Annotated in this window: 15 protein-coding genes, 1 tRNA gene and 2 pseudogenes; 10 read left to right on the top strand and 8 right to left on the bottom strand. The window is 70.1% G+C overall.

Annotated elements, in window-relative coordinates; all coding sequences use genetic code 11:
- Nucleotide 1 precedes the first annotated feature (1 nt).
- From ACIBK0_RS15410 to ACIBK0_RS15395, 4 genes are all read left to right on the top strand, one after another.
- Entirely contained in the window at nt 2–574 is a 573-nt protein-coding gene (locus ACIBK0_RS15410) for a helix-turn-helix domain-containing protein (protein ID WP_399079709.1), read from the top strand.
- The gene (locus ACIBK0_RS15405) at nt 523–1,113 is read left to right on the top strand and encodes a GNAT family N-acetyltransferase (protein ID WP_399079707.1); all 591 of its coding nucleotides are present in this window, start codon (nt 523–525) and stop codon (nt 1,111–1,113) included. Before ACIBK0_RS15410 ends, ACIBK0_RS15405 begins: the two co-directional genes overlap by 52 nt.
- 174 nt (nt 1,114–1,287) lie before the next feature.
- Nucleotides 1,288–1,647 (top strand): MmcQ/YjbR family DNA-binding protein, encoded by a 360-nt coding sequence (locus ACIBK0_RS15400; protein ID WP_399079705.1) that lies wholly within the window; start codon nt 1,288–1,290, stop codon nt 1,645–1,647.
- Between the two features lie 308 nt (nt 1,648–1,955).
- A complete protein-coding gene (locus ACIBK0_RS15395; protein ID WP_399079871.1) occupies nt 1,956–3,236 on the top strand; it encodes an MFS transporter in 1,281 nt (426 codons plus the stop codon).
- Between the two features lie 36 nt (nt 3,237–3,272).
- On the opposite strand, the gene ACIBK0_RS15390 is transcribed toward ACIBK0_RS15395, so the two are convergent.
- Nucleotides 3,273–4,184 (bottom strand): transketolase family protein, encoded by a 912-nt coding sequence (locus tag ACIBK0_RS15390; RefSeq protein ID WP_399079703.1) that lies wholly within the window; start codon nt 4,182–4,184, stop codon nt 3,273–3,275.
- 115 nt (nt 4,185–4,299) lie between these two features.
- Nucleotides 4,300–5,001: a transketolase gene (locus ACIBK0_RS15385; RefSeq protein WP_399079701.1), complete on the bottom strand. Its 702-nt coding sequence runs from the start codon at nt 4,999–5,001 to the stop codon at nt 4,300–4,302.
- A gap of 152 nt (nt 5,002–5,153) precedes the next feature.
- Here ACIBK0_RS15385 and ACIBK0_RS15380 point away from each other — a divergent pair.
- The 4 genes and pseudogenes from ACIBK0_RS15380 to ACIBK0_RS15365 all read left to right on the top strand — a co-directional run bounded on the left by ACIBK0_RS15380 (nt 5,154) and on the right by ACIBK0_RS15365 (nt 7,254).
- Nucleotides 5,154–5,227, top strand: a tRNA-Pro gene (locus ACIBK0_RS15380).
- Between the two features lie 453 nt (nt 5,228–5,680).
- Nucleotides 5,681–6,020 (top strand): annotated as a pseudogene (locus tag ACIBK0_RS15375) (helix-turn-helix transcriptional regulator); the annotation flags it as partial.
- Between the two features lie 80 nt (nt 6,021–6,100).
- Entirely contained in the window at nt 6,101–6,940 is an 840-nt protein-coding gene (locus tag ACIBK0_RS15370; protein ID WP_399079699.1) for a phytanoyl-CoA dioxygenase family protein, read from the top strand.
- Entirely contained in the window at nt 6,937–7,254 is a 318-nt protein-coding gene (locus ACIBK0_RS15365) for a hypothetical protein (protein WP_399079697.1), read from the top strand. Before ACIBK0_RS15370 ends, ACIBK0_RS15365 begins: the two co-directional genes overlap by 4 nt.
- A gap of 42 nt (nt 7,255–7,296) precedes the next feature.
- On the opposite strand, the gene ACIBK0_RS15360 is transcribed toward ACIBK0_RS15365, so the two are convergent.
- From ACIBK0_RS15360 to ACIBK0_RS15345, 4 genes and pseudogenes are all read right to left on the bottom strand, one after another.
- A complete protein-coding gene (locus ACIBK0_RS15360; protein WP_399079695.1) occupies nt 7,297–9,294 on the bottom strand; it encodes a glycoside hydrolase family 36 protein in 1,998 nt (665 codons plus the stop codon).
- A gap of 68 nt (nt 9,295–9,362) precedes the next feature.
- Nucleotides 9,363–10,304 carry an alpha/beta fold hydrolase gene (locus ACIBK0_RS15355; RefSeq protein WP_399079693.1) on the bottom strand — a complete coding sequence of 314 codons (942 nt, stop codon included), beginning with the start codon at nt 10,302–10,304 and terminating at the stop codon, nt 9,363–9,365.
- A 122-nt stretch (nt 10,305–10,426) separates the two neighbouring features.
- Nucleotides 10,427–11,395, bottom strand: a complete 969-nt coding sequence (locus ACIBK0_RS15350) for an RNA polymerase sigma factor (protein ID WP_399079691.1) — start codon at nt 11,393–11,395, stop codon at nt 10,427–10,429.
- 79 nt (nt 11,396–11,474) lie between these two features.
- Nucleotides 11,475–12,156, bottom strand: a pseudogene (locus ACIBK0_RS15345) (transglycosylase SLT domain-containing protein).
- A gap of 217 nt (nt 12,157–12,373) precedes the next feature.
- Here ACIBK0_RS15345 and ACIBK0_RS15340 point away from each other — a divergent pair.
- Nucleotides 12,374–13,009: an acyl-CoA thioesterase gene (locus tag ACIBK0_RS15340; RefSeq protein ID WP_399079689.1), complete on the top strand. Its 636-nt coding sequence runs from the start codon at nt 12,374–12,376 to the stop codon at nt 13,007–13,009.
- A 58-nt stretch (nt 13,010–13,067) separates the two neighbouring features.
- Here the strand turns inward: ACIBK0_RS15340 and ACIBK0_RS15335 are convergent, their stop codons facing one another.
- Nucleotides 13,068–13,538 (bottom strand): SsgA family sporulation/cell division regulator, encoded by a 471-nt coding sequence (locus ACIBK0_RS15335; RefSeq protein WP_399079687.1) that lies wholly within the window; start codon nt 13,536–13,538, stop codon nt 13,068–13,070.
- A 336-nt stretch (nt 13,539–13,874) separates the two neighbouring features.
- Here ACIBK0_RS15335 and ACIBK0_RS15330 point away from each other — a divergent pair, with 336 nt between their 5' ends.
- Nucleotides 13,875–14,681 (top strand): alpha/beta hydrolase, encoded by an 807-nt coding sequence (locus ACIBK0_RS15330; RefSeq protein ID WP_399079684.1) that lies wholly within the window; start codon nt 13,875–13,877, stop codon nt 14,679–14,681.
- A gap of 81 nt (nt 14,682–14,762) precedes the next feature.
- Here the strand turns inward: ACIBK0_RS15330 and ACIBK0_RS15325 are convergent, their stop codons facing one another.
- Nucleotides 14,763–17,507, bottom strand: coding sequence for an AAA family ATPase (locus tag ACIBK0_RS15325; protein ID WP_399079869.1), 2,745 nt, complete (start codon nt 17,505–17,507; stop codon nt 14,763–14,765).
- Between the last annotated feature and the right edge of the window lie 459 nt (nt 17,508–17,966).

The following is a 17,966-nucleotide window of genomic DNA, read 5'->3' as shown; positions in this document are numbered from 1 at the left end:
TATGGGAAACGAAGTCGAGGATGCCGTCGACGTCCGGCTCGGTGCCCGGCTGGCCGAGCTGCGGGCCGAACGCGGCTGGTCCCTGGGTGAGCTGGCGGAGCGCAGTGGGGTCAGCCGCTCGACCCTTTCCCGCGCGGAGCGCGCGGAGACCAGCCCCACCGCCTCGCTCCTGAACCGCTTGTGCGGGGTGTACGGGCGGACTATGTCTCAACTGCTCAGCGAGGTCGAAGGGGAGCCCGTGCTGTTGGTGCGGGCGGCCGACCAGGCGATCTGGGAGGACGAGGCCTCCGGTTTTGTACGCCGGTCGGTGTCGCCGCCGCACACGGGGATGCGCGGCGAGCTCGTCGAGGGGCGGCTCGCGGCCGGCGCCGACATCGCGTACGACCGCCCCCCTGTGCCCGGCCTGGAACAGCACATCTGGGTCCTTGACGGGGCCCTCGCCGTGACGGCGCAGGACGTCGAGCACCGCCTCGAGGCGGGCGACTGCCTCCGGCTGCGGGTGTGGGGACCGACGCGTTTTCGATGCCCCGGCCCCGAGGGCGTGCGGTACGCGCTGGCGGTGGTACGGCCGTGACCACCCTCTCCCGGCTGAACGCAACCCAACTCCGCGCCTCGGCGGAGGAGTTGGCGGATCTGCTGATCGATACCGTGCAAGGTGGTGCGTCGATCGGCTTCCTCGCACCGCTCGACCGTACGACGGCCATCGCCTGGTGGGAGCAGCGTGCGGCCGCGGTGTCGGCCGGCCGTCTCGCCGTGTGGGCGGTCCGCGGCGAGGGCCGACTGCTCGGCACCGTCAGCCTCGCGTTCCCCGACAAGCCCAACAGCCGCCACCGCGCCGAACTCGTGAAGCTGATGGTGCACCGGGACGGCCGCGGACAAGGTCTTGGCCGTACGCTCCTGACGACCGCCGAGGCCGAGGCGGTCGCGGCGGGAGTGACCCTCCTGCACCTGGACACCGAGACCGACAGCCCCGCCGAGTCCCTCTACCGCTCCGCCGGGTGGACCCGGCTCGGGGCGATACCGGACTACGCGGCGAGCCCGTCGGGCGAATTGCGTCCGACGACGATCTTCTACAAACGCGTCGGGGCGGAAGCGGTCGTTCTCGGTTCGTAAGGGGGCGGCGCCTGTACGGGCTCCCGATCTGGTGGCATGGCCTTGGGTCTGTGCGGGCTCCCGCCCGGTGCCATGGCCTGGGTCTGTGCGGGCTCCCGACCCGGTGCCATGGCCTGCGCTTTTGATCCGGTCCTCGACGAGTCGATGTCAGTGCCATTGGCTACGGTGCCTCTCATGCCGGATGCCGAAGACGTACGCCGTATCGCCCTCTCCCTGCCGGACACGACGGAGAAGATCGCCTGGAGTATGCCCACGTTCCGGGTCGCGGGAAAGATGTTCGCCACGCTGCCCGAGGAGGAGACCTCCATCGCCGTGCGCTGCCCGAAGGAGGAGCGCGACGAACTCGTCCTCGCCGAGCCCAGGAAGTTCTGGATCGCCGACCACGAGGCGAGCTTCGCCTGGGTCCGGGTCCGCCTGACCGCCCTGGAGGACGACGACGAACTCCGCGACATCCTCGCCGACTCCTGGCGCCAGGCGGCCCCGCCCCGACTGCTCGACTCCTATCCGGAGTTGGGTCTCCCGTCCGCCGACTGAAATCCTTGAGGCGTTGTCAGTGCCCCGTGGCATGATCCGGCGACAGGAGTGGAGAGCGGGACACTCGGCTCCGCGGGGGAGTTGTGGGGCATCGGCAGAGCGTGGCAGGGGAGGGGTGCGACCGGATGGCCGGGACGTCATCGGGCGAGGAGCCGCCGTGTGCGTCGGAGACACCGCACGAAGCTTGTGGGACTCGGCGGGGAGCTTCTGAGCGGCGACCCGCAGCTTCCGAGGAGTCGCACGAAGCCTTTGGGGCATTGTCCGGAGCCGCTGAGGCGCCGGGTGAAAGGGTCGGCGGCCGTCGTGACATCGTTGCCGCGGACGGGCCCCGACGGCCCGTATGGTCACGGGACTTCGCGCTGTTCTTCGTCGCGCGGGCCCTCGCCCGGCTCGGCGACACCATCCTGCCGGTGGCGCTCGCCGCCGGACTGCTGCAGTACGGGTACGGGGTGGGCGCGGTCGGCCTGGCGATGGCCGCGTCGGCCGCCTCCTTCGCCGGACTGGTGATCTTCGGCGGGGTCATCGCCGACCGGTTCAGCACGCGCAAGCTGATGATCGGCGCCGACCTGGTGCGGCTGGTCACCCAGTCTCTGTGCGCCGTGCTCTTCTTCACCGGCCATGTGGTCCTCTGGCAGATCTGCGCGATCGGTGCCGTCAATGGCGTGGCGGGCGCGGTCTTCCAGCCCGGCGTGGCCAGCACAGTGCCCCGCCTGGCCGCCGACGTACAGGGGGCCAACGGAGCCATACGGATCGCCGAGTCCGCCGCCCAGCTGGCGGGCCCCGCTCTGGCAGGCCTGCTGGTCGCGTTCGCATCGGCCGCAGGGGTCTTCGTGGCCCACGCGGCGACGTACGCGCTCAGCGCCCTGTGCCTGCTGCTGCTCCGGCTCCCCTCGGCAGTACCCGGAACCCACACGCATGGCGGCAGCTTCAAGGCCGATCTCGCCGAGGGCTGGCGGGAGTTCAAATCCCGGACCTGGCTGTGGGGCGTCATCGTCATCTGGTGCGTGTACATGATCTCCATCTGGGGCCCGACCGTCCCCCTGGTGGCGACGGAGGTCATCCAGCAGCACGGCCCGCGCGCCTACGGCCTGGTCAACTCCGCCCTAGGCGCCGGCACCGTCATCGGCGGACTGATCGCGCTGCGACTCCGCCCCCGCCGCATGCTGCGTGCCGGCTCGTTCGCCCTCTTCGCCTTCGCCTGCTTCCCGGCGTCCGTCGGGGCGGGGCTCGGCGTGGCGGCCATGTCGGCCGGAGCGGTGATAGCGGGCGCGGGCATGTCGCTCTGGGGTGTGATGTGGGCGACCAGCGTGCAGACGCAGGTCGCGCCCGACGTCCTCAACCGCATCCACGCGTACGACGTCGCCGGCTCCCTGGCGATGATGCCCGTCGGCCAGGCTCTCGCCGGCCCGGCCGCCTCGGTCCTCGGCGCGGACCATGTTCTCCTCATCGCGGGCGTCATGACCCTCGTCGTCTCGACGGCCCTGCTCTTGGTGCCCGCGATACGCAACCTTGTGCGCGTCGACGCCCCCGTGTCCCGGCCGCGTACGACCGGGGCGATACCCGAGGCGGCGGGGCGGGAGATGCGCTGAGTCGGTTCCGCGGCACTGCTTCCAGGGTTCCGACAGTCACACCCGGACCCGCGCTCCCAGGAATCCGTCGATGCGCTCGCGCAGCGACCGCGCGTCGAGGCCGTGTGCGGCCACGTGCTCGTCGATGTCTCCGTAGCGGCGCAGCTCACGGCGGCCCACGCCGAGACCGAGGACGCGGTGGGGCACATCGGCGAGCGCGTCGTTCGCAACGGCGGTGGAGGTGCCGGCCAGGTATGGCTCGACGAGGACGACGTCAGTGCCGGCGGTCCCGGTGGCCCGGCGCAGCGCCGCCGCGTCGAAGGGGCGCACCGTGGTCGCGTACAGCACGGTCACGTCGAGCCCTTCCGTCGCGGCCAGCACGGCGTCGAGCATCGGCCCGACGGCGACGACCACTCCGGCGCGCCCTTCGCGGACGGTGAGGAAGCGTGTTCCGTCGACCGCGAGTCCCTGCGCGTTGGACTGGACGGACAGCCGCACATACACCTTGTCGTCACCTGCGGCGACGGCGTGGCGCAGCAGCGTCTCGGCCTCGTCCGGGTGGCCCGGGACGTGCACGGTCCAGCCGTCCAGGGTGTCGAGCAGAGTTACATCGCCCGGCGCCATGTGCGTGAAGCCGCCCGCGGGCCAGTCGAAGGACGCGGCGGCACTGACGAGCACCGCGCCCGCGTCCTGGTGTCCGAGGTCCAGCTTGACCTGCTCGAAGGGCCGCTCGACGAGGAAGCTGGCGAAGGTGTGCACCACCGGTCGCAGCCCCGTCAGCGCGAGGCCCGCGCCCGCGCCGATCAGGAGCTGTTCGCGAATACCGACGTTGATCACCCGATCCGGATGCTTGCGTCGGGCGTCCGCGAAGCCGTCCTTGCCGATCTCGGCGAGCACGACCGCGACCCGCGGGTCCTCGTCGAGCAGTCGAGAGACAACAGGGGCGAATCGGTCACGCATGGTGTCCATGGGATGTCGTCCTTCCAGGGCGTACGGGTTGCGGTCTGTCGTGTCCGACGTGGTGAGGTGATGCGCGGTGTCGCCCGGCGGGCAGGCGGGACCGGGGAAGCGCGGAGGCTGCGCCTCAGGCGAACTTCGCCTCGACCTGGGCGACGACCACGCGCGGGCGGCCCGGGTGAGGGGCGGTGAAGGCGGCGTGGAGGGCCTCGTGGTCACGGCCGTCCACGGTCGCGGCGGACCAGCCTGCCGCCTCGAACCGGGCGGCGATCCCGCCGGGCCGGGCGTGGCTGGCGGAGGAGTTGTCGATCACAACGGTGTGCAGCCGCTCCAGACCCGCGGGCCCGGCGAACGCGATCGCCTCGTGGTTGCTGCCCTCGTCCAGCTCCGCGTCGCCGATCAGCACCCAGACGCGCGGCTCGTCGAGCCCTTGCGCCCGCAGCCCGAGCGCCGTGCCGACGGCGATCGGCAGCCCGTGCCCGAGCGACCCGCTGCCGATCTCGGCGCCCGGCACCAGCACCCGGTCCGGATGGTGCCCGAGCGGGGAGTCGTACGACCCGAATCCGGGCAGCCACTCGACCGGGACGAATCCCTTCGCCGCGAGCACCGCGTAGTACGCCATCGGTCCGTGCCCCTTCGAGAGCAGGAACCGGTCCCGCTCCGGATCGCCCATCCGCTCGGGCCCGATCCGCAGCACCCGGTCGTACAGCACCCACAGCGCGTCCAGGGTGGACGTCGCCGCCGGCCCGTGCTTCTCATCGCCGGTCATCAGCCCCATCAGCCGGGGCAGGTCCGCAAACTCGTGGCTCTGCTTCGCCGTGATCGTCATGCCGACGATCGTGCAACCTCAACCAAACTTGAGGTCAACCCCACCCCTGTGTCGGCCCTCGCCCCGCATAAACGAGTGCGCGACCACCGGCACGAGTGCGGTATTGTTTCCGTGCACGTTCGGCCAGGGGAAAGCCCAGGTCAGGCGGGCACCGGGACGTGGCGCAGCTTGGTAGCGCACTTGACTGGGGGTCAAGGGGTCGCAGGTTCAAATCCTGTCGTCCCGACTAGTTCGAACTATCGAACGTCGCAGGTGAAGGGCCGTTTTCGAACGGCCCTTTTTCTGTTGCTCCCACGCTCCCACTGGGAGCGTGGGAGTGGGAGCGTGCTTCCACTGTCCCCTTGTCTGTTTGCCCCCACTCGGGCCGCTGGGTGCATGTTTGGTTTCTTGCGCGGACGTTCACATCTGTGTCCGGTTTGTGACCGGCGGCTCCCCGTCGATCGGGTGCGTTTCTGGGTTGCGCTTGCGCTCTTTGGGCTGGTCAGGGTTGCTCCCAGTGGGAGTGGGGTCGGGAGCGGTGAGCCCATATCGGGAATCCGGCATATGGGACCGGGCGAAACCTTGACCCCATGTCCGAGTCCGATTTCGGCGGGACGGTATGCCGTTTTTCGGTGGTGGCCGTTGGTGGATGCATGGAGATGTTGAACGCGGGGCCGTGGCGATTCGGCGTGCTTGGGGGATCTGGACGGCTGTGGGCGTCGCCGGCGCGCAGGCTGCTCATCCTGCGGTTGCCGCGGCGGTGGCCCTGATCGAGGCGCGGCTCGTGGAGCCGCTGACCGTGTCCGGGATCGCCAAGGAAGCCGGGGTCTCCCACAACCACCTGACCCGTCTGTTCCGGGCGGCCACCGGGCACACGGTGATCGCCTACATCCGTGCCCGCAGGATGGCGCAGGCCCGGCACTGCTGCGGGCCGGCACCTGTCCATTCCCGCCGTCGCCGTCGCCGTCGGCATCCCCGACCTGCAGGCGTTCAACAAGGCCTGCCGCCGTGAACTCGGGGCCTCACCACGCGCCATCAGAGCCCGCCCGGTTGAAAATCGACCAGTAATGGGTGAACGCTGCCCACGCCATCCGCCGTGCCCGCGCCTAGCGTGTGGGCCATGGAACAAGCCGAGAAGAACACGCCGCAGCCGAACGGAGCGCTGCTCAGTTCGGTGCAGATGGCCCGGTTCGTGGCGCGTGGGTCGCTGCGCCTCGACGCGGTGGTCCCGCCCGAGATGAACGCCGAGGCGTTGCGCGTCCTCGCGGACGGCATCGCACCGGTGCCGTACGGAACACCCGTGGACCAGGCCTTCGCGCCGGGCTCCTTCGCCCGACGCCTCCTCGAACTTCCCCAGGTTACAGGGGCGTTGCACAGCCTGGTCGGCCCAGGCCCGACCGTCGACCACCACGCCGTGCACACCCGCGAGCCGCACGAAGGACAGGCCCAGCCGCTGCACGCGGACGCCATCATCGACGTACGACCGGACGCGTTCGACGTCCAGCTCATGTACTACCCGCAGGAGGTCACCCTGGAGATGGGCGGTACGCTCAGCGTGCCTGGCAGCCATCTGCGGCGCACCAACGAGTCCGACACCGGCCGCTACCAGAACCTGCGCGGCCAGGACCGGCTCATCTGCCCGGCCGGCACCGTGGTGTTCCTGCACCACGGGCTGTGGCACGGCGGCCGCCGCAACGACAGCGACATCCGCCGCTACATGTTCAAGATCCGCTTCAACCCCCAGGTGCGGCAGCGGCTCTTGTGGGACACCTCGGACCTCGACGATCCGCAGGTGCGCGCGGAACTGGACGCGCACTTCCCGTGGTACGAGCAGGCGACCGGACGCCTGGAGCGCTACAACCGCGTCCTGCTCTGGCGCGAACTGACCGGTGACGACACCTTCGACATCGAATACTGGGTGACCAGGGTCGCCAACCGCCCTCAGGAGGCCTCCGCATGAGCGTTGCCACGTCCACCCCGACCACGACCCTGCGGCAGCAGGTGCTGGTTCTGTACCTGTCGACGTCCGCCCTGGACTCCTGGGTTGTCGGCTGGGCCCGCTACGACGGGACCGGCCGTACCACCCCGACCTCGGGAGACAGCGACGAGCCGCCCTACGAGACCGGGGTCGACGCACTCCTGGACGGCTGGCGGCTCATCCAGGCATCTCAGCTCGACCCGCCGTCCCCCGGCCGCGAGTACGGCACCTCTTTCCTCAAGCACGAGTTCTTCTTCGAGCGGATCATCGACCTGCGTGATCCGGATCGGGACTGAGCCGGAGGACCACCGCTGAGGGTGCCGCGGGAAGCGTCACCCTCACCTCGGAGGCCTCGGCGCGCCATGACGTCCGCGCCCGGGTGGACGCCGGATACAGCACGTCACGCGGACCGGCGCGGCCTGCGGGCCCGGCAGCGGCAGCACGGCGCTCTCGTCGGTTCCGGGGCGGCGCCACACCGTCACGTACCTGGTGCCGTCCGGCGTGCGCAGGGCAAGCGCGATCCACGGGTCGTCCCAGGTGGGAAGGCCCAGCGGCCAGGCGGGGATCGCGTCCGTCGGATCGGTCCGGATCGCCTTGTACGCCGACACCGCCTCGCGCACCAAGTCGCGGGCAGCGTCGGCGAGTTCGGGCAGATTGCTGGAGAGGTGGATACGGCCCAGGAGGGCGTTGGCCATGGTGAAGGCCACTTCATCCGGGTAGTCATCAGGCTGCGGGTAGGCCCAGACGGCGCATTGTTCCGGGGTGACCGCGGTCGGTGCCGCCGCGGCGATGGGCGCGTGGAGATCGAGGTTCTGCTGGTCGCTGGCGGAGTGCACGGGCAGCCGGGACAGCAGGGCGTGGTCGGCACGCATGCCGCCGGACGCGCAGTTCTCCAGTACGAGGTGGGGGTGACGGTCCAATATGCCTTCCAGCCAGTCGAGTTGCGCGCGGTTGTGGCCGAGGAGGCCGTTGGCGGGGGTTTCATTCGGGTGGGCGCTCGTGCCTGGGCCCGCGTCGACGTTGTAGTCGAGCTTGAGATAGCCGACGCCGAGGTCGTCGACCAGACGGTCCACGACGCGGTCGAGGTGGGCGCGGACGGCGGGGTGGCGCAGGTCGAGGTGGTAGCGGCCGGTCTCCAGGACGCGGACGCCGCGCCGCCGGAAGAACGCCTCATCGGGCAGCGTCGTCGCCAACGGGCTGCGCACGCCGACCACTTCGGGCTCCAGCCACAGCCCCGGTACCATCCCCCGCTCACGGATGTGGTCCAGGACCTCGTGGATGCCTCGCTCCCCGGGGAAGCGGGATGCGGCGGGCTCCCAGGCGCCGACGCTGTCCCACCAGCCGCCGCCCTCGTCGTCGTACCAGCCGGCATCGATGACGAAGGACTCGGCGCCCGCCTCCGCGGCCGCGTCGATGTGCGGGAGGAGGCGATGCGTGGTCGGGCCGCCCATCAGGCAGTTCATGTAGTCGTTGAAGATGACCGGCAGGCCCGTGTGGTCGGGGTGCGGGCGGCGGGCGGCTCGCCGGTAGCGGGTGAGCGTCGCGAACGCCTCGTCGACACCGCCGCTCTCCGCGAGCGCCAGCGTGACGGGGACGGTTCGGAAGGGCGCACCGTCCGGCTCCAGAGGGTGCGACCAGGCGTGCCGGAGATCGTTGGGGCCGGAGGCCGCCACGAAGGCGGCTTCGGCGCGCACGCCGCACTCCCATGTCCAGCCGCCGTTGTGCTCGATCTGCCGCAGCCATGTCCGCCCTGTATGGCGGTCCGTCAGACAGCCCATGGGAGGGTGGCCGTAGCTGGACCAGGAGCCCTGCCCGGAAATGGTGAAGGCGCCCTTGCCGTTCGGGTGGCGGACGCGGCTGTTGAACGCCGGCGCGGCCTGCCTCAACGGGCGGCGCTGCCAACGGTATTCGGCCAGCCACTCGTTCCCGCCCACAGCAGGTCCGCCGCGCTGGTGGCGTTCTCGCCATCGGTCAGTGAGCCGAGGACCAACGACGTGACGGACTCCAGATCCAGCGGTTCCCGGCCCGCGTTGCGCAGTTCGACCCGCCTCGCTGTCCCTTTCTCCGGCCAGTGCGTCCATCGCGTAGGGGTGTACGTAGCGGCCGTCGTTGAAGGGCTTGAACCAGTCGGCGAGTCCCATGGGCGCGATGTCCAGAGCCTCGCTGACTGGGCTGTCCTCAATGCCGTCATTGGCGTCGTCGTACAGCCACTCGTGGTCCATGTCCTCATATACGAGGTCGGCGAAGGAGTCGAGGGCCTGCTCGACGCCGTCGTCGAGCAGGTCGAAGGTCTCCAGGCAGACCTTGGCCTCGGTGAGCAGAAGGCGCAGTGCCAAAGCCACCAGGTTCACGTGTGTGTCGGCCCGAAGCGGGCCGACACACGTCGTGAGATGCCTCCGGTGACCTACGCGGCACCGTCCCACGGGGCGGTGGTCCGAAGGACGAAGTCACGGACCGCGCCTGCGAACAGCTCGGGTTCCTCGATGTGCCCCATGTGCCCGCTGTTCTCCAGCAGCAGCAGCTGCGAGTCGGGGATCAGTTCGTCGAGTTCGAGTGCCCAGCGAGGCCCGCAGATCACGTCGTGCCGACCCACGACGATCAGAGCCGGCGGCTCCAGGCCCTTGAGGGCGACGCGGTCGTCGATGACATCAGGCGTGAGGCCCTCGTCCAGGCCAGAGACGTACGTGGCCCGGATCGCGTCCCGGAACGGGGCCAGCCGCTCCTCGTTGCCCCAGTAGTCGGCGAAGTACGACGGCAGCACACCGCGTGCGACCGCCACGGTCTGCTCGTCGCTGGAGATGCTGGACATGGCGTCGAACGCGGCCAGCACATCGGGCAGTCCGGGATGGCCGGCGTGCTTCGCGACGAAGGCCTCCACCATGCGGCCCGCCTCCGCGCCGTGTTCGGGACCGGTGACGGGAGCGCCCTCGTACAGCACGACGCCCGCCAGCCGCTCGGGACGGTGCAGGGCGTGGTGGGCGGCCACGAACGCGCCGTGCGAATGCCCCAGCAGGTGCACCTTGGGTATGCCGAGCCGGTTGATCAATGTCTCCAGGAAGCGGCTGTACCTCTCCCGGGTGTAACCGTGCGGGTGCGACGGGAGACGGCTGTCCTCGGCGGTGCCGACGGGCTCGACGTAGACCATCGTCAGGTGCTCTTCGAGGGCGGGCATGCGCAGGTAGTCCCAGAAGATTCCGGGACCGCCCGAGTGGGCCACGCACACCGGGCCGCTGCCGTGGACGTGATAGCGCTGGACGATTCCGCCCAGCCGGTAGGAGTGGGTTCCGGGGGAGAGGGGACCGGTGCCGGACGCCGGGCCGTGGGGGTGTGCGGTGGGCGTGTTCAACGGGACCTCCGTGTGGTGTGCAGGTGTCTCTGACACCGACACGACGCTCCGGAGGTCGGGAAGTTCGATCGTCAGGATGTGATCTGGGTCACGGAGATGGGATCGCGGGGGAGGGCATGGACTCAGGCCGCAGCAGGAGTCGGCGCGGCCTGGGGGCGTGGTGCGTGATAGAGGGAGACCCGGTCGAAGCGGCCGCCGTCCAGCGTCATGATCCAGGCGACACCGGGTGGGCAGTGGTCCGGATTGTCCGGCGGATTGATCAATTCCATCTCCCAGACGATCAGGGACCGGCCCGCCACCACGTGCAGGGGGCGCTGGCGTACGCCCGCCGAGAGGTCCCAGTCCATGCCCGCCAGAAGGAGGTCGGTTCCACCGAGCCGTTCGCCTCCGCTCAGCAGCGAGACCTCGGGGGAGTAGCGGTCCTTTACCACCTGGCCGAACTCGCCGCGCTCGGCGGCCGCGAGTGTTTCGCGCGCCTCCTGCCAGCTGGCTTCCGTGCGGCGCAGCACGTCCTCGTGCGCGGTGGCCCCCGTCGCGGTGAGGGCCTGGGCCAGAGCGGTGCGTGCTTGGCTCAGCCGGCTGCGCACGGTACCGACGGGCACCGCGCAGGCTTCGGCTATCTGCTGGTACGAGGTGATCCCGGTCGAGAAGTAGCGCAGGACGATCGGCAGGCGCAGGGTCGGGGACAACGCCTCGACGGCCTCCCAGATCCAGTCCCGCAGCGCGTGACTCTGCAGGACCTGCTCAGGCGTGGCGCCGTCCGACGGCGGCAGCGGCACCGACTCCATGGGCTCGACACGTCGGGAGGCGCGCAGCAGCGTCCGGCAGTTGTTGCGTACGACCATGCGCAGCCACGGCCCCACGGCTTCCGGATCGCGGACGTCCACGATCCGGCGCAGCGCCACCAGCGCCGCTTCCTGCACGACGTCGTCCACGTCCGGGCCCGGTCCCAGCAGACTGAGCGCCACCGCACGCATCCCGGGCCGATGACGCTCCAGCAGCAGGGCCAGAGCCGACACGTCGCCCGCCTGCGCGGCCCGTGTCAGTGCCGCGTCCTCCGTCGGCCCGGCGTCTCCCGGCATTCCGTTCATACCTTGTCCTCCCGGCCACGGCACCTGTCTTCTCTCGACCCTAACCGCTCCGAGATACATGTGTCGGGGCGGACGGGGCTCAGTACCAGTGGTTGGCCTGCCAGAACGCCCAGGCGCCACAGGGGCTGTCGTAGGTGCTGTTCATGTAGTCGAGGCCCCACTGGATCTGGGCGGCCGGGTTGGTCTGCCGGTCGGCGCCGACGGAGGACGTCTTGATTTCGGACAGCGCCTGGAAGAGGCCGTAGGCACCGGAAGAGGCGTTGACCGCCGTGTAGTTCCAGCTGGACTCGTGGTCCACGATGTTGCTGAAGCACTGGAACTGGTCGCTCGGCACCTTCTGCGCGGCCATCGCCTCGGTCTGCGCGACGGTGCAGGAGCTCTGGACCGGGAAGCCGGCGGTGTCCTGGGACGCGGCGGCCTTGGCCTCGGTGCGCTCCTGGGCCTCCTGCTCCGCCTTCTCGGCGGCTTCCTTCTTCTCGATCGCGGACTTGGCGCCCGCCTTGCGGGCCGCTTCTCGGCGCCCTTCTTGGCGCTCGCATCGGCGGCGATGGCCTGGATGTCGGCCTGCTGCGTCAGGGACGCGGTCTGCACCTGGGACCGCCGCCCGCGGGTATGTCCGAGAGGAGCGTGGTGTCGGCTGCCGTCGCCTCGACGTCGTTGGTCTGTGCGGCGCTGCCCGAAGCAACGCCGACGACGCTTCCGACAGCGGTGACATCGGTGGCAGAGGCCACTGCGAATCCCCGGACCGAAATCGGACTCACGCGACTTCCTTACGGTTGGAATGTTGCAGGTATCTCGCCTGTCGCGCCCGGCAGTTGGAACACTCTGCCGCGCCGCAGCGGACGGTGCAATCGTGGAACAGGGGTGGATCCTCACACCTGCTGCCAGCCGGAGTGAACCCTCTGCCTTTCTCGACACGTGTACGTAGAGATTTCACCTCCGTCACTGACCGTGACGCGGAAAGGCTGGTCCTCTGAAATGTCCAAAGTGTTCAAGAAGTGTTTCGAAGTCCGTTGGGACGATGTGGACCTGAACGGCCACCTGCGCAACACGAGATACCTGGAGTACGCGGCCACGGCCAGGCTCGGCTTCCTGATCGAGTGGGGGTGGAGTCCGCGGGCCGTGCACAAGGCGGGGTTCGCCGCCGTGACACTCGGCGACGAGGTCCGCTATGTGCGTGAGGTCTTCCCCGCCGAAGTGGTCACCGTGGCGTACCGGCACGGCAACCAACCGCGCGCTCGCCCTCAAGCCGCGGCTCCACCGGCGCTTGCGCGGGGCGAACCTCATCGCCTCGCTGCCCGGGTCCGGCGACGGGCCGGCCGAGGTGGTCGGTGCCCATCTGGACAGCGTCAGCGGCAGCCCGGGCACGCAGCGACTTCCCGTCGGTTTCGAACGTCTTCCCCGAGGCGTCCGCCGCGGTTCGGGGAGGCGGTTACCTGGGTGACTTCACCGTCGCGCATCGGCGCTCCTCGGCCGGGGCCGCCGAGGTGTGGAAGCGGGCCGCGGCGGCGACCGCCGTCTCGTGGCCAGATTGCGGACGTGCAGGGTGAACGTCCACCAGCCCGTCTCCCGCTCTGCGAGAACCTGGTGGCCGTTGTGGAGGTCGTCGTGTGAGCCATGGCCGCGATCGTGGGCACCAGGGACAGGTGCTTGCGCAGCGTGTCCCTCGTGATCAGTCGGAGTGCGCCCTGGGACCCCGGAGCAGGTCCACGGTGGCGACGTCCCAGTCGATTTCGGCGAGCTCGTGACCGGCGGGAACGAACTCGTAGGTGTACTCCAGCCACTCCGCCAGCGGGGGCACGGGCAGCTCGAACAGGGCCGCCATGTCCCCGGAGGTCAGCTGAAGCCACGCGGTGGCCCGCTCCGCCGGGTGCGACGGCCAGATCTGGACGGCACCCAGGCCGCTCATCGAGTACAGCCCCTGCTGGAGGAGGTCCCGGCCGATCCGCCACAGGACCCGCGGGCCGCCCTCGATGAGGAGCTCCACGCACACGACCAAGGGGGCCTCCGGGTCGAACCGGAACTCCGCCCTGACGGCGATCCGGGCGGAGACGTCCAGCACGCGCTCGATGTCCAGGACCAGCTCAGGCCGGCCGGCCGGGGCCGTTCGGTCGGCCTGTACACCTGGTTGGTTGCCGCTCATGACGGGTTGTCCTTCCCTGTGGCGGAAGCTTGCCCGACCAACTGTCGCCCGCGCGGGAAGGCCGTACATAGGTAACTTGACGGTGCAACATCGCCGGCTTCCCCGGTGTCGCGGTGGTCGATGCCGCCAAACGGACAGTGGTCCGTCTTCGGGCGGCATGTTCGGGCGAGTTCTGCCGCAGGGCCTGCCCGGGCCTGCCCGGGCCCGCGCGGGCCGGGGGCCCGGGGGCGTGAAGATTAAGTCATTCGACTGTCGCCCCTGACCTGTGGCTGAACGATCCTGAAACTGTCGCCCGCTGCCGGTGCCGGGTGGTCGTCATGCTCGGAGGAAGCAGCCGTGAACCGTACTCCCGTCGTCTTCATCCATGGCGCGTGGCTACACGCGCTGTCCTGGGAGTCGTGGGCGGAGCGCTTCGCGAGCCGGGGGTTCCTCGCGTTCACCCCGGGCTGGCCGGGGGAGGCCGCCACCGCTTCACAGGTGCGCGAGTCCCCCGAGTCGCTCGGCGGCGCCGGTCTGGACGTTCTGATGGACCACTACGCCAGAATCGTGCGTGCATTCGATGTCTCGCCGGTGATCATCGGCCACTCGGTCGGCGGACTCATCGCGCAGCGTCTCATCGGTGCCAACGTCGGCCGGGCGGCGGTGGCCATCGCGTCCGCCCCGATCAACGATGTCCTGTTGCCCTCCTCGCCGACCCGGCTGTGGACCCCCGACCAGGTCGACGCCTCCGACCACCTCGTGTCGCTGTCCCCGCAGCAGTTCCACCACGTCATCGCGAACACCGTCGAGGCGGAGGAGTCCGACGGGCTCTTCGAGCGCTACGTGGTGCCGACACCGCGCCGTCTGCTCGCCGACCTCGGATGCGGCGGGGCACCGCGCAGCCCGCGTGCCGTGGCGGACATCGGCAACGCGGGCCGTGGACCGCTGCTGCTGATCTCCGGGCAGGAGGACCGGCTGGTACCCGACTCCGCCACCCGCGCGGTGTACAAGCAGTACGGCGACTCCACCGCCGTCACCGATCTGAAGCAGTTCGCGGACCGCGCCCACTCGCTGGTCATCGACGGCGGATGGCGGTTCGTCGCCGACTACGTGCTCGGCTGGCTGGACGAACGCGGCATCCGAGGCCTGCCCGGTGAGAGCTGAACACCTCGCGGCCGACGGGCGGGACCTGTGGGCCCCGGGCCGTCGGCCGGCGTGGTTACGTGGTGCTCACCCGAATGGTGCTCACACGTTCTGCTCGCCGGGGATCCTGCCCAGTGCGTCGCGCAGGGCGGCGCGGGAGGTGATGCCCAGCTTGGGGAAGACCCGGTACAGGTGTGAGCTGACCGTACGGGGTGAGAGGTGCATCCGTTCGCCGATCTCCTTGTTGGTCAGGCCGCCGGCGGCGAGATCGGCGATCCGGCGTTCCTGCCAGGTCAGCGCCGCCAGATGCGCGGAAGTGGCCGGGGCAGACGCGCCGGTCGCGCGCAGTTCGGCGCGGGCCCGTTCGGTCCACGTGGGGGCACCGAGCCGCTCGAATGTCTCGGCTGCGAGGGTCAGCGACGGCCGTGCCACCTTCCGGCCCTGGGTGTGCCGGAGGTGGATGCCGTGGGCGAGGTGGATGCGGGCGAGTTCGAAGGGGAAGTGGGCGGCGGTGGGGTGGGTTTCGGCGCGGTGGTACATGTGGTCGGCTTCGGTGGGGTCGGTGGTGGTCATGGCAAGGGCGCCGTAGGTGATGAGGGCGAGGCGGGGGGAGATGTCGGGCAGGCCGGCGTCTTGTGCGGCGAGGGCGTGTTGGCGTGCTTGCTGGGTGCGGCCGGTGTGGAGGGCTGCTTCGACGAGGTCGAGGAGGGTGCGGGGGGCTTGGTGGGCGTAGGGGGTGAAGGTGCCGGGAGGTGTGATGCCGATGGCGTGGAGGTAGGCGGCCTCGTAGTCGCCTTCGGTGAGAGCGGCGGTGGTGCCGGTGGCGTCGGCGATCTGGGTGAGGAAGCCGACGCCGCGGGGGCGGGCCCAGGCGTCGACGGTGGCCTGGAGTTCCCGTGCGCGTTCGACCTGGCCGCGCAGTGCGGCCAGCAGCCCCAGATACGCCCGGGTGTGATGAGCGAACAGCGTATTCCGATGAGACGTGGTCAGCTCCAGGCACCGCTGTCCGGTCCGTTCCGCCTCCTCCCACTCACCCACCGCGATCTGGTCGAGCATGATCTGGTGCAGCATGGTCATGCCGACCGACACGGCTCCCGTCTCCACTTCTCGGTCGACGGTGCGCTGGAGATGCGGCCGATAGTGGCTGAGGGTGTCCACGTGGTAGGCGGCGGCGCCCAGGCGTGTGACGTCCCACGGTTCGAGGTTGTGGAGGCGGGCGAAGGCGCGTTCCACCCGCTCCTGCACACCGGCACCGCGACGCACCACGTCGCCCCATGCGTCCTCGTAGACGCGCGAATGCGGGGGCACCAAGTCGCCGAGCGAGTCGAGGAGTTCATGCGTCCGTTGCCACGCGGCCGCGTCACTCGCGTACTGGCTGATGGCCAGCAGCAGGTTTACCAGCCGGATGAGCACCTCGTTCGGCTCTTTCACACCGCTGTCACGGATGCTCTCGATCGCCGTCAGGACCTGGCGATGCGAGGACCGTACGTCCCCGTCCTCGTACAGCGCGACATAGGCCGATGCCACCACCGAGGCCGGAGACTCGCTCTTGCCGGACGTGCTGTCGGAGCGGACCAGTTGCTGGGCCCTGTCCAGCAGGCCGGCGTGACCCGCGATGAACGCGGCGTCCCCCAGTCTGCGGGAGCGTTCCTCGCGGCTCTCGCTCAGCTCGGCGGCCCGCGTAAGCCAGGCCACGGCAGCCTGCGAGCCGCCACGCCGGGTAGCGGAGTCCGCCGCCGTCTCCAACGCGGCCGCGACCTCCTCGTCCGGGTCGACCGTCGAGGCCGCCAGGTGCATGGCCCGCCGTTCCACGTCGTCGCGGTGCACATGGGCGAGGGCGGCGTGGGCCGCGCGCCGCTCGTTGGGGGTCGCCTTCTGGACGACCGTCGAGCGCACCAAGGGGTGGCGGAAGACGAAGTCGCCGCTGAGCGGGTCGATGTCCAGCAGGCCGCAGGCCGCGGCCTCGTGGGCGTCCACCATGCGATAGCGCGTGCCCCGTGCGCGACCGGCCGCCGTGCCCGCTCCAGCGCCGTCCAGGGCGCCGCGCAGGAGCTCCGCGCGCACGGCGTCGCCGAGGGCCTCGATACGTGCGCCGTACACGTGCTGCAGGCGCAGAGGCAGCGGGACACCGGTGTACCCGAACAGTTCCTCGGGGTTGCGTCCCGCCCGGCCGCCGCGTACGTAGGGGGGCAGTTCCAGCAGGGCCAGCGGATTGCCCTGTGCCTCGTCCAGCACCAGACGGCGGATCTGGGGATCGAGCCCGGGGTGGTGCATGTCCAGGAGTTGTTCGGAGGCCTTCTCCGACAGCGTGGTCACAGGCAGCTCCGGCAGCGCGGCCGTGTCGAAGCCCGAGGGCACGCCGGAGCGCAGGCCGACGACGAGCTTCACCGAGCTGCCGGTGAGCCGGCGCCCCACGAACCCGCACACCTCGGTGCTGGAGGTGTCGAGCCACTGGCCGTCGTCGAGGACCAGCAGGAGGGGTTTCTGCGACGCCGCGAGGGAGAGCAGGTCGAGGACGGCGATGCCGAGGGTCATGACCGACGGGGGTGTGCCCTCGCTCCTGCCGAAGACGACGTCGAAGACGCCCCGGTGAGTGTCGTCCAGCCGGTCGATGTAGGAGAGCAGCGGATACAGGAACTGGTGGAGACCGGCGAACGGCAGCTCCGACTCGGCCTCGACCCCGGCCGCCCTGATCACCCTGTGCTTCTCGGCCGTCGCGAGTTCGGCGACGTGGTCCAGCAGTGCACTCTTGCCCACACCCGTGTCGCCCCGCAGAACGAGAGCCCGGCCCCCGGAGGCCCCCACGAACGCCGACAGCACCTCCTGCTCGCTCTCGCGGCCGACCATAGTCACGGCGATCGACTCCACCGTCCCCCACTCCCTTCACCCCTGAACCAACTCGGCCCGGACGCTCCCGCGTTCTGTGCGTACGGATCGCGCCAGGCACAATCGCGAGGGTACGTCGTGCTTTCTCCCACCGCTCGCCTTATGGACCTTGGAGCGGTGCGTTTCCGGGAGCCGCCCAGCAGGCGGCTGCACGTGTGACGGCACGGCCGTGGCCGGCCCCGTCACATGCTGGGCGCGGTCGCGCCTGTGACGTGCCCGATGTCCCGCCACCCCACCTCACGCAGAAGACTAAATGTGCCCGAGTTCTTTCGTCACCCGGCATGGCCTAAAAAGTTCTTGCTGTCGGCCACCCTCCGAACACTAGCCCCTCCGAACACGTACGCGTCCGGCGAGTTCGCGCTGGGTGTGTACCTTCTGCTGCGAAACATGTGTCGTAGGCCCGACGCCCCGCCCCTCAGG

The sequence above is a fragment of the Streptomyces sp. NPDC050564 genome (assembly GCF_044457265.1).
Taxonomy (GTDB): Bacteria; Actinomycetota; Actinomycetes; order Streptomycetales; family Streptomycetaceae; genus Streptomyces.
Note: the sequence above shows the minus strand (reverse complement) of the source record. Positions and strands in the feature narration are given on the sequence as shown.

Excerpts from the sequence above, each read along its gene's own strand:
- ACIBK0_RS15410 (WP_399079709.1), top strand. The coding sequence starts at position 2 with ATGGGAAACGAAGTCGAGGATGCCGTCGACGTCCGGCTCGGTGCCCGG.
- ACIBK0_RS15405 (WP_399079707.1), top strand. The coding sequence starts at position 523 with ATGCCCCGGCCCCGAGGGCGTGCGGTACGCGCTGGCGGTGGTACGGCC.
- ACIBK0_RS15400 (WP_399079705.1), top strand. The coding sequence starts at position 1,288 with ATGCCGGATGCCGAAGACGTACGCCGTATCGCCCTCTCCCTGCCGGAC.
- ACIBK0_RS15390 (WP_399079703.1), bottom strand. The coding sequence starts at position 4,184 with ATGGACACCATGCGTGACCGATTCGCCCCTGTTGTCTCTCGACTGCTC.
- ACIBK0_RS15385 (WP_399079701.1), bottom strand. The coding sequence starts at position 5,001 with ATGACGATCACGGCGAAGCAGAGCCACGAGTTTGCGGACCTGCCCCGG.
- ACIBK0_RS15370 (WP_399079699.1), top strand. The coding sequence starts at position 6,101 with ATGGAACAAGCCGAGAAGAACACGCCGCAGCCGAACGGAGCGCTGCTC.
- ACIBK0_RS15365 (WP_399079697.1), top strand. The coding sequence starts at position 6,937 with ATGAGCGTTGCCACGTCCACCCCGACCACGACCCTGCGGCAGCAGGTG.
- ACIBK0_RS15350 (WP_399079691.1), bottom strand. The coding sequence starts at position 11,395 with ATGAACGGAATGCCGGGAGACGCCGGGCCGACGGAGGACGCGGCACTG.
- ACIBK0_RS15340 (WP_399079689.1), top strand. The coding sequence starts at position 12,374 with ATGTCCAAAGTGTTCAAGAAGTGTTTCGAAGTCCGTTGGGACGATGTG.
- ACIBK0_RS15335 (WP_399079687.1), bottom strand. The coding sequence starts at position 13,538 with ATGAGCGGCAACCAACCAGGTGTACAGGCCGACCGAACGGCCCCGGCC.
- ACIBK0_RS15325 (WP_399079869.1), bottom strand. The coding sequence starts at position 17,507 with ATGGTCGGCCGCGAGAGCGAGCAGGAGGTGCTGTCGGCGTTCGTGGGG.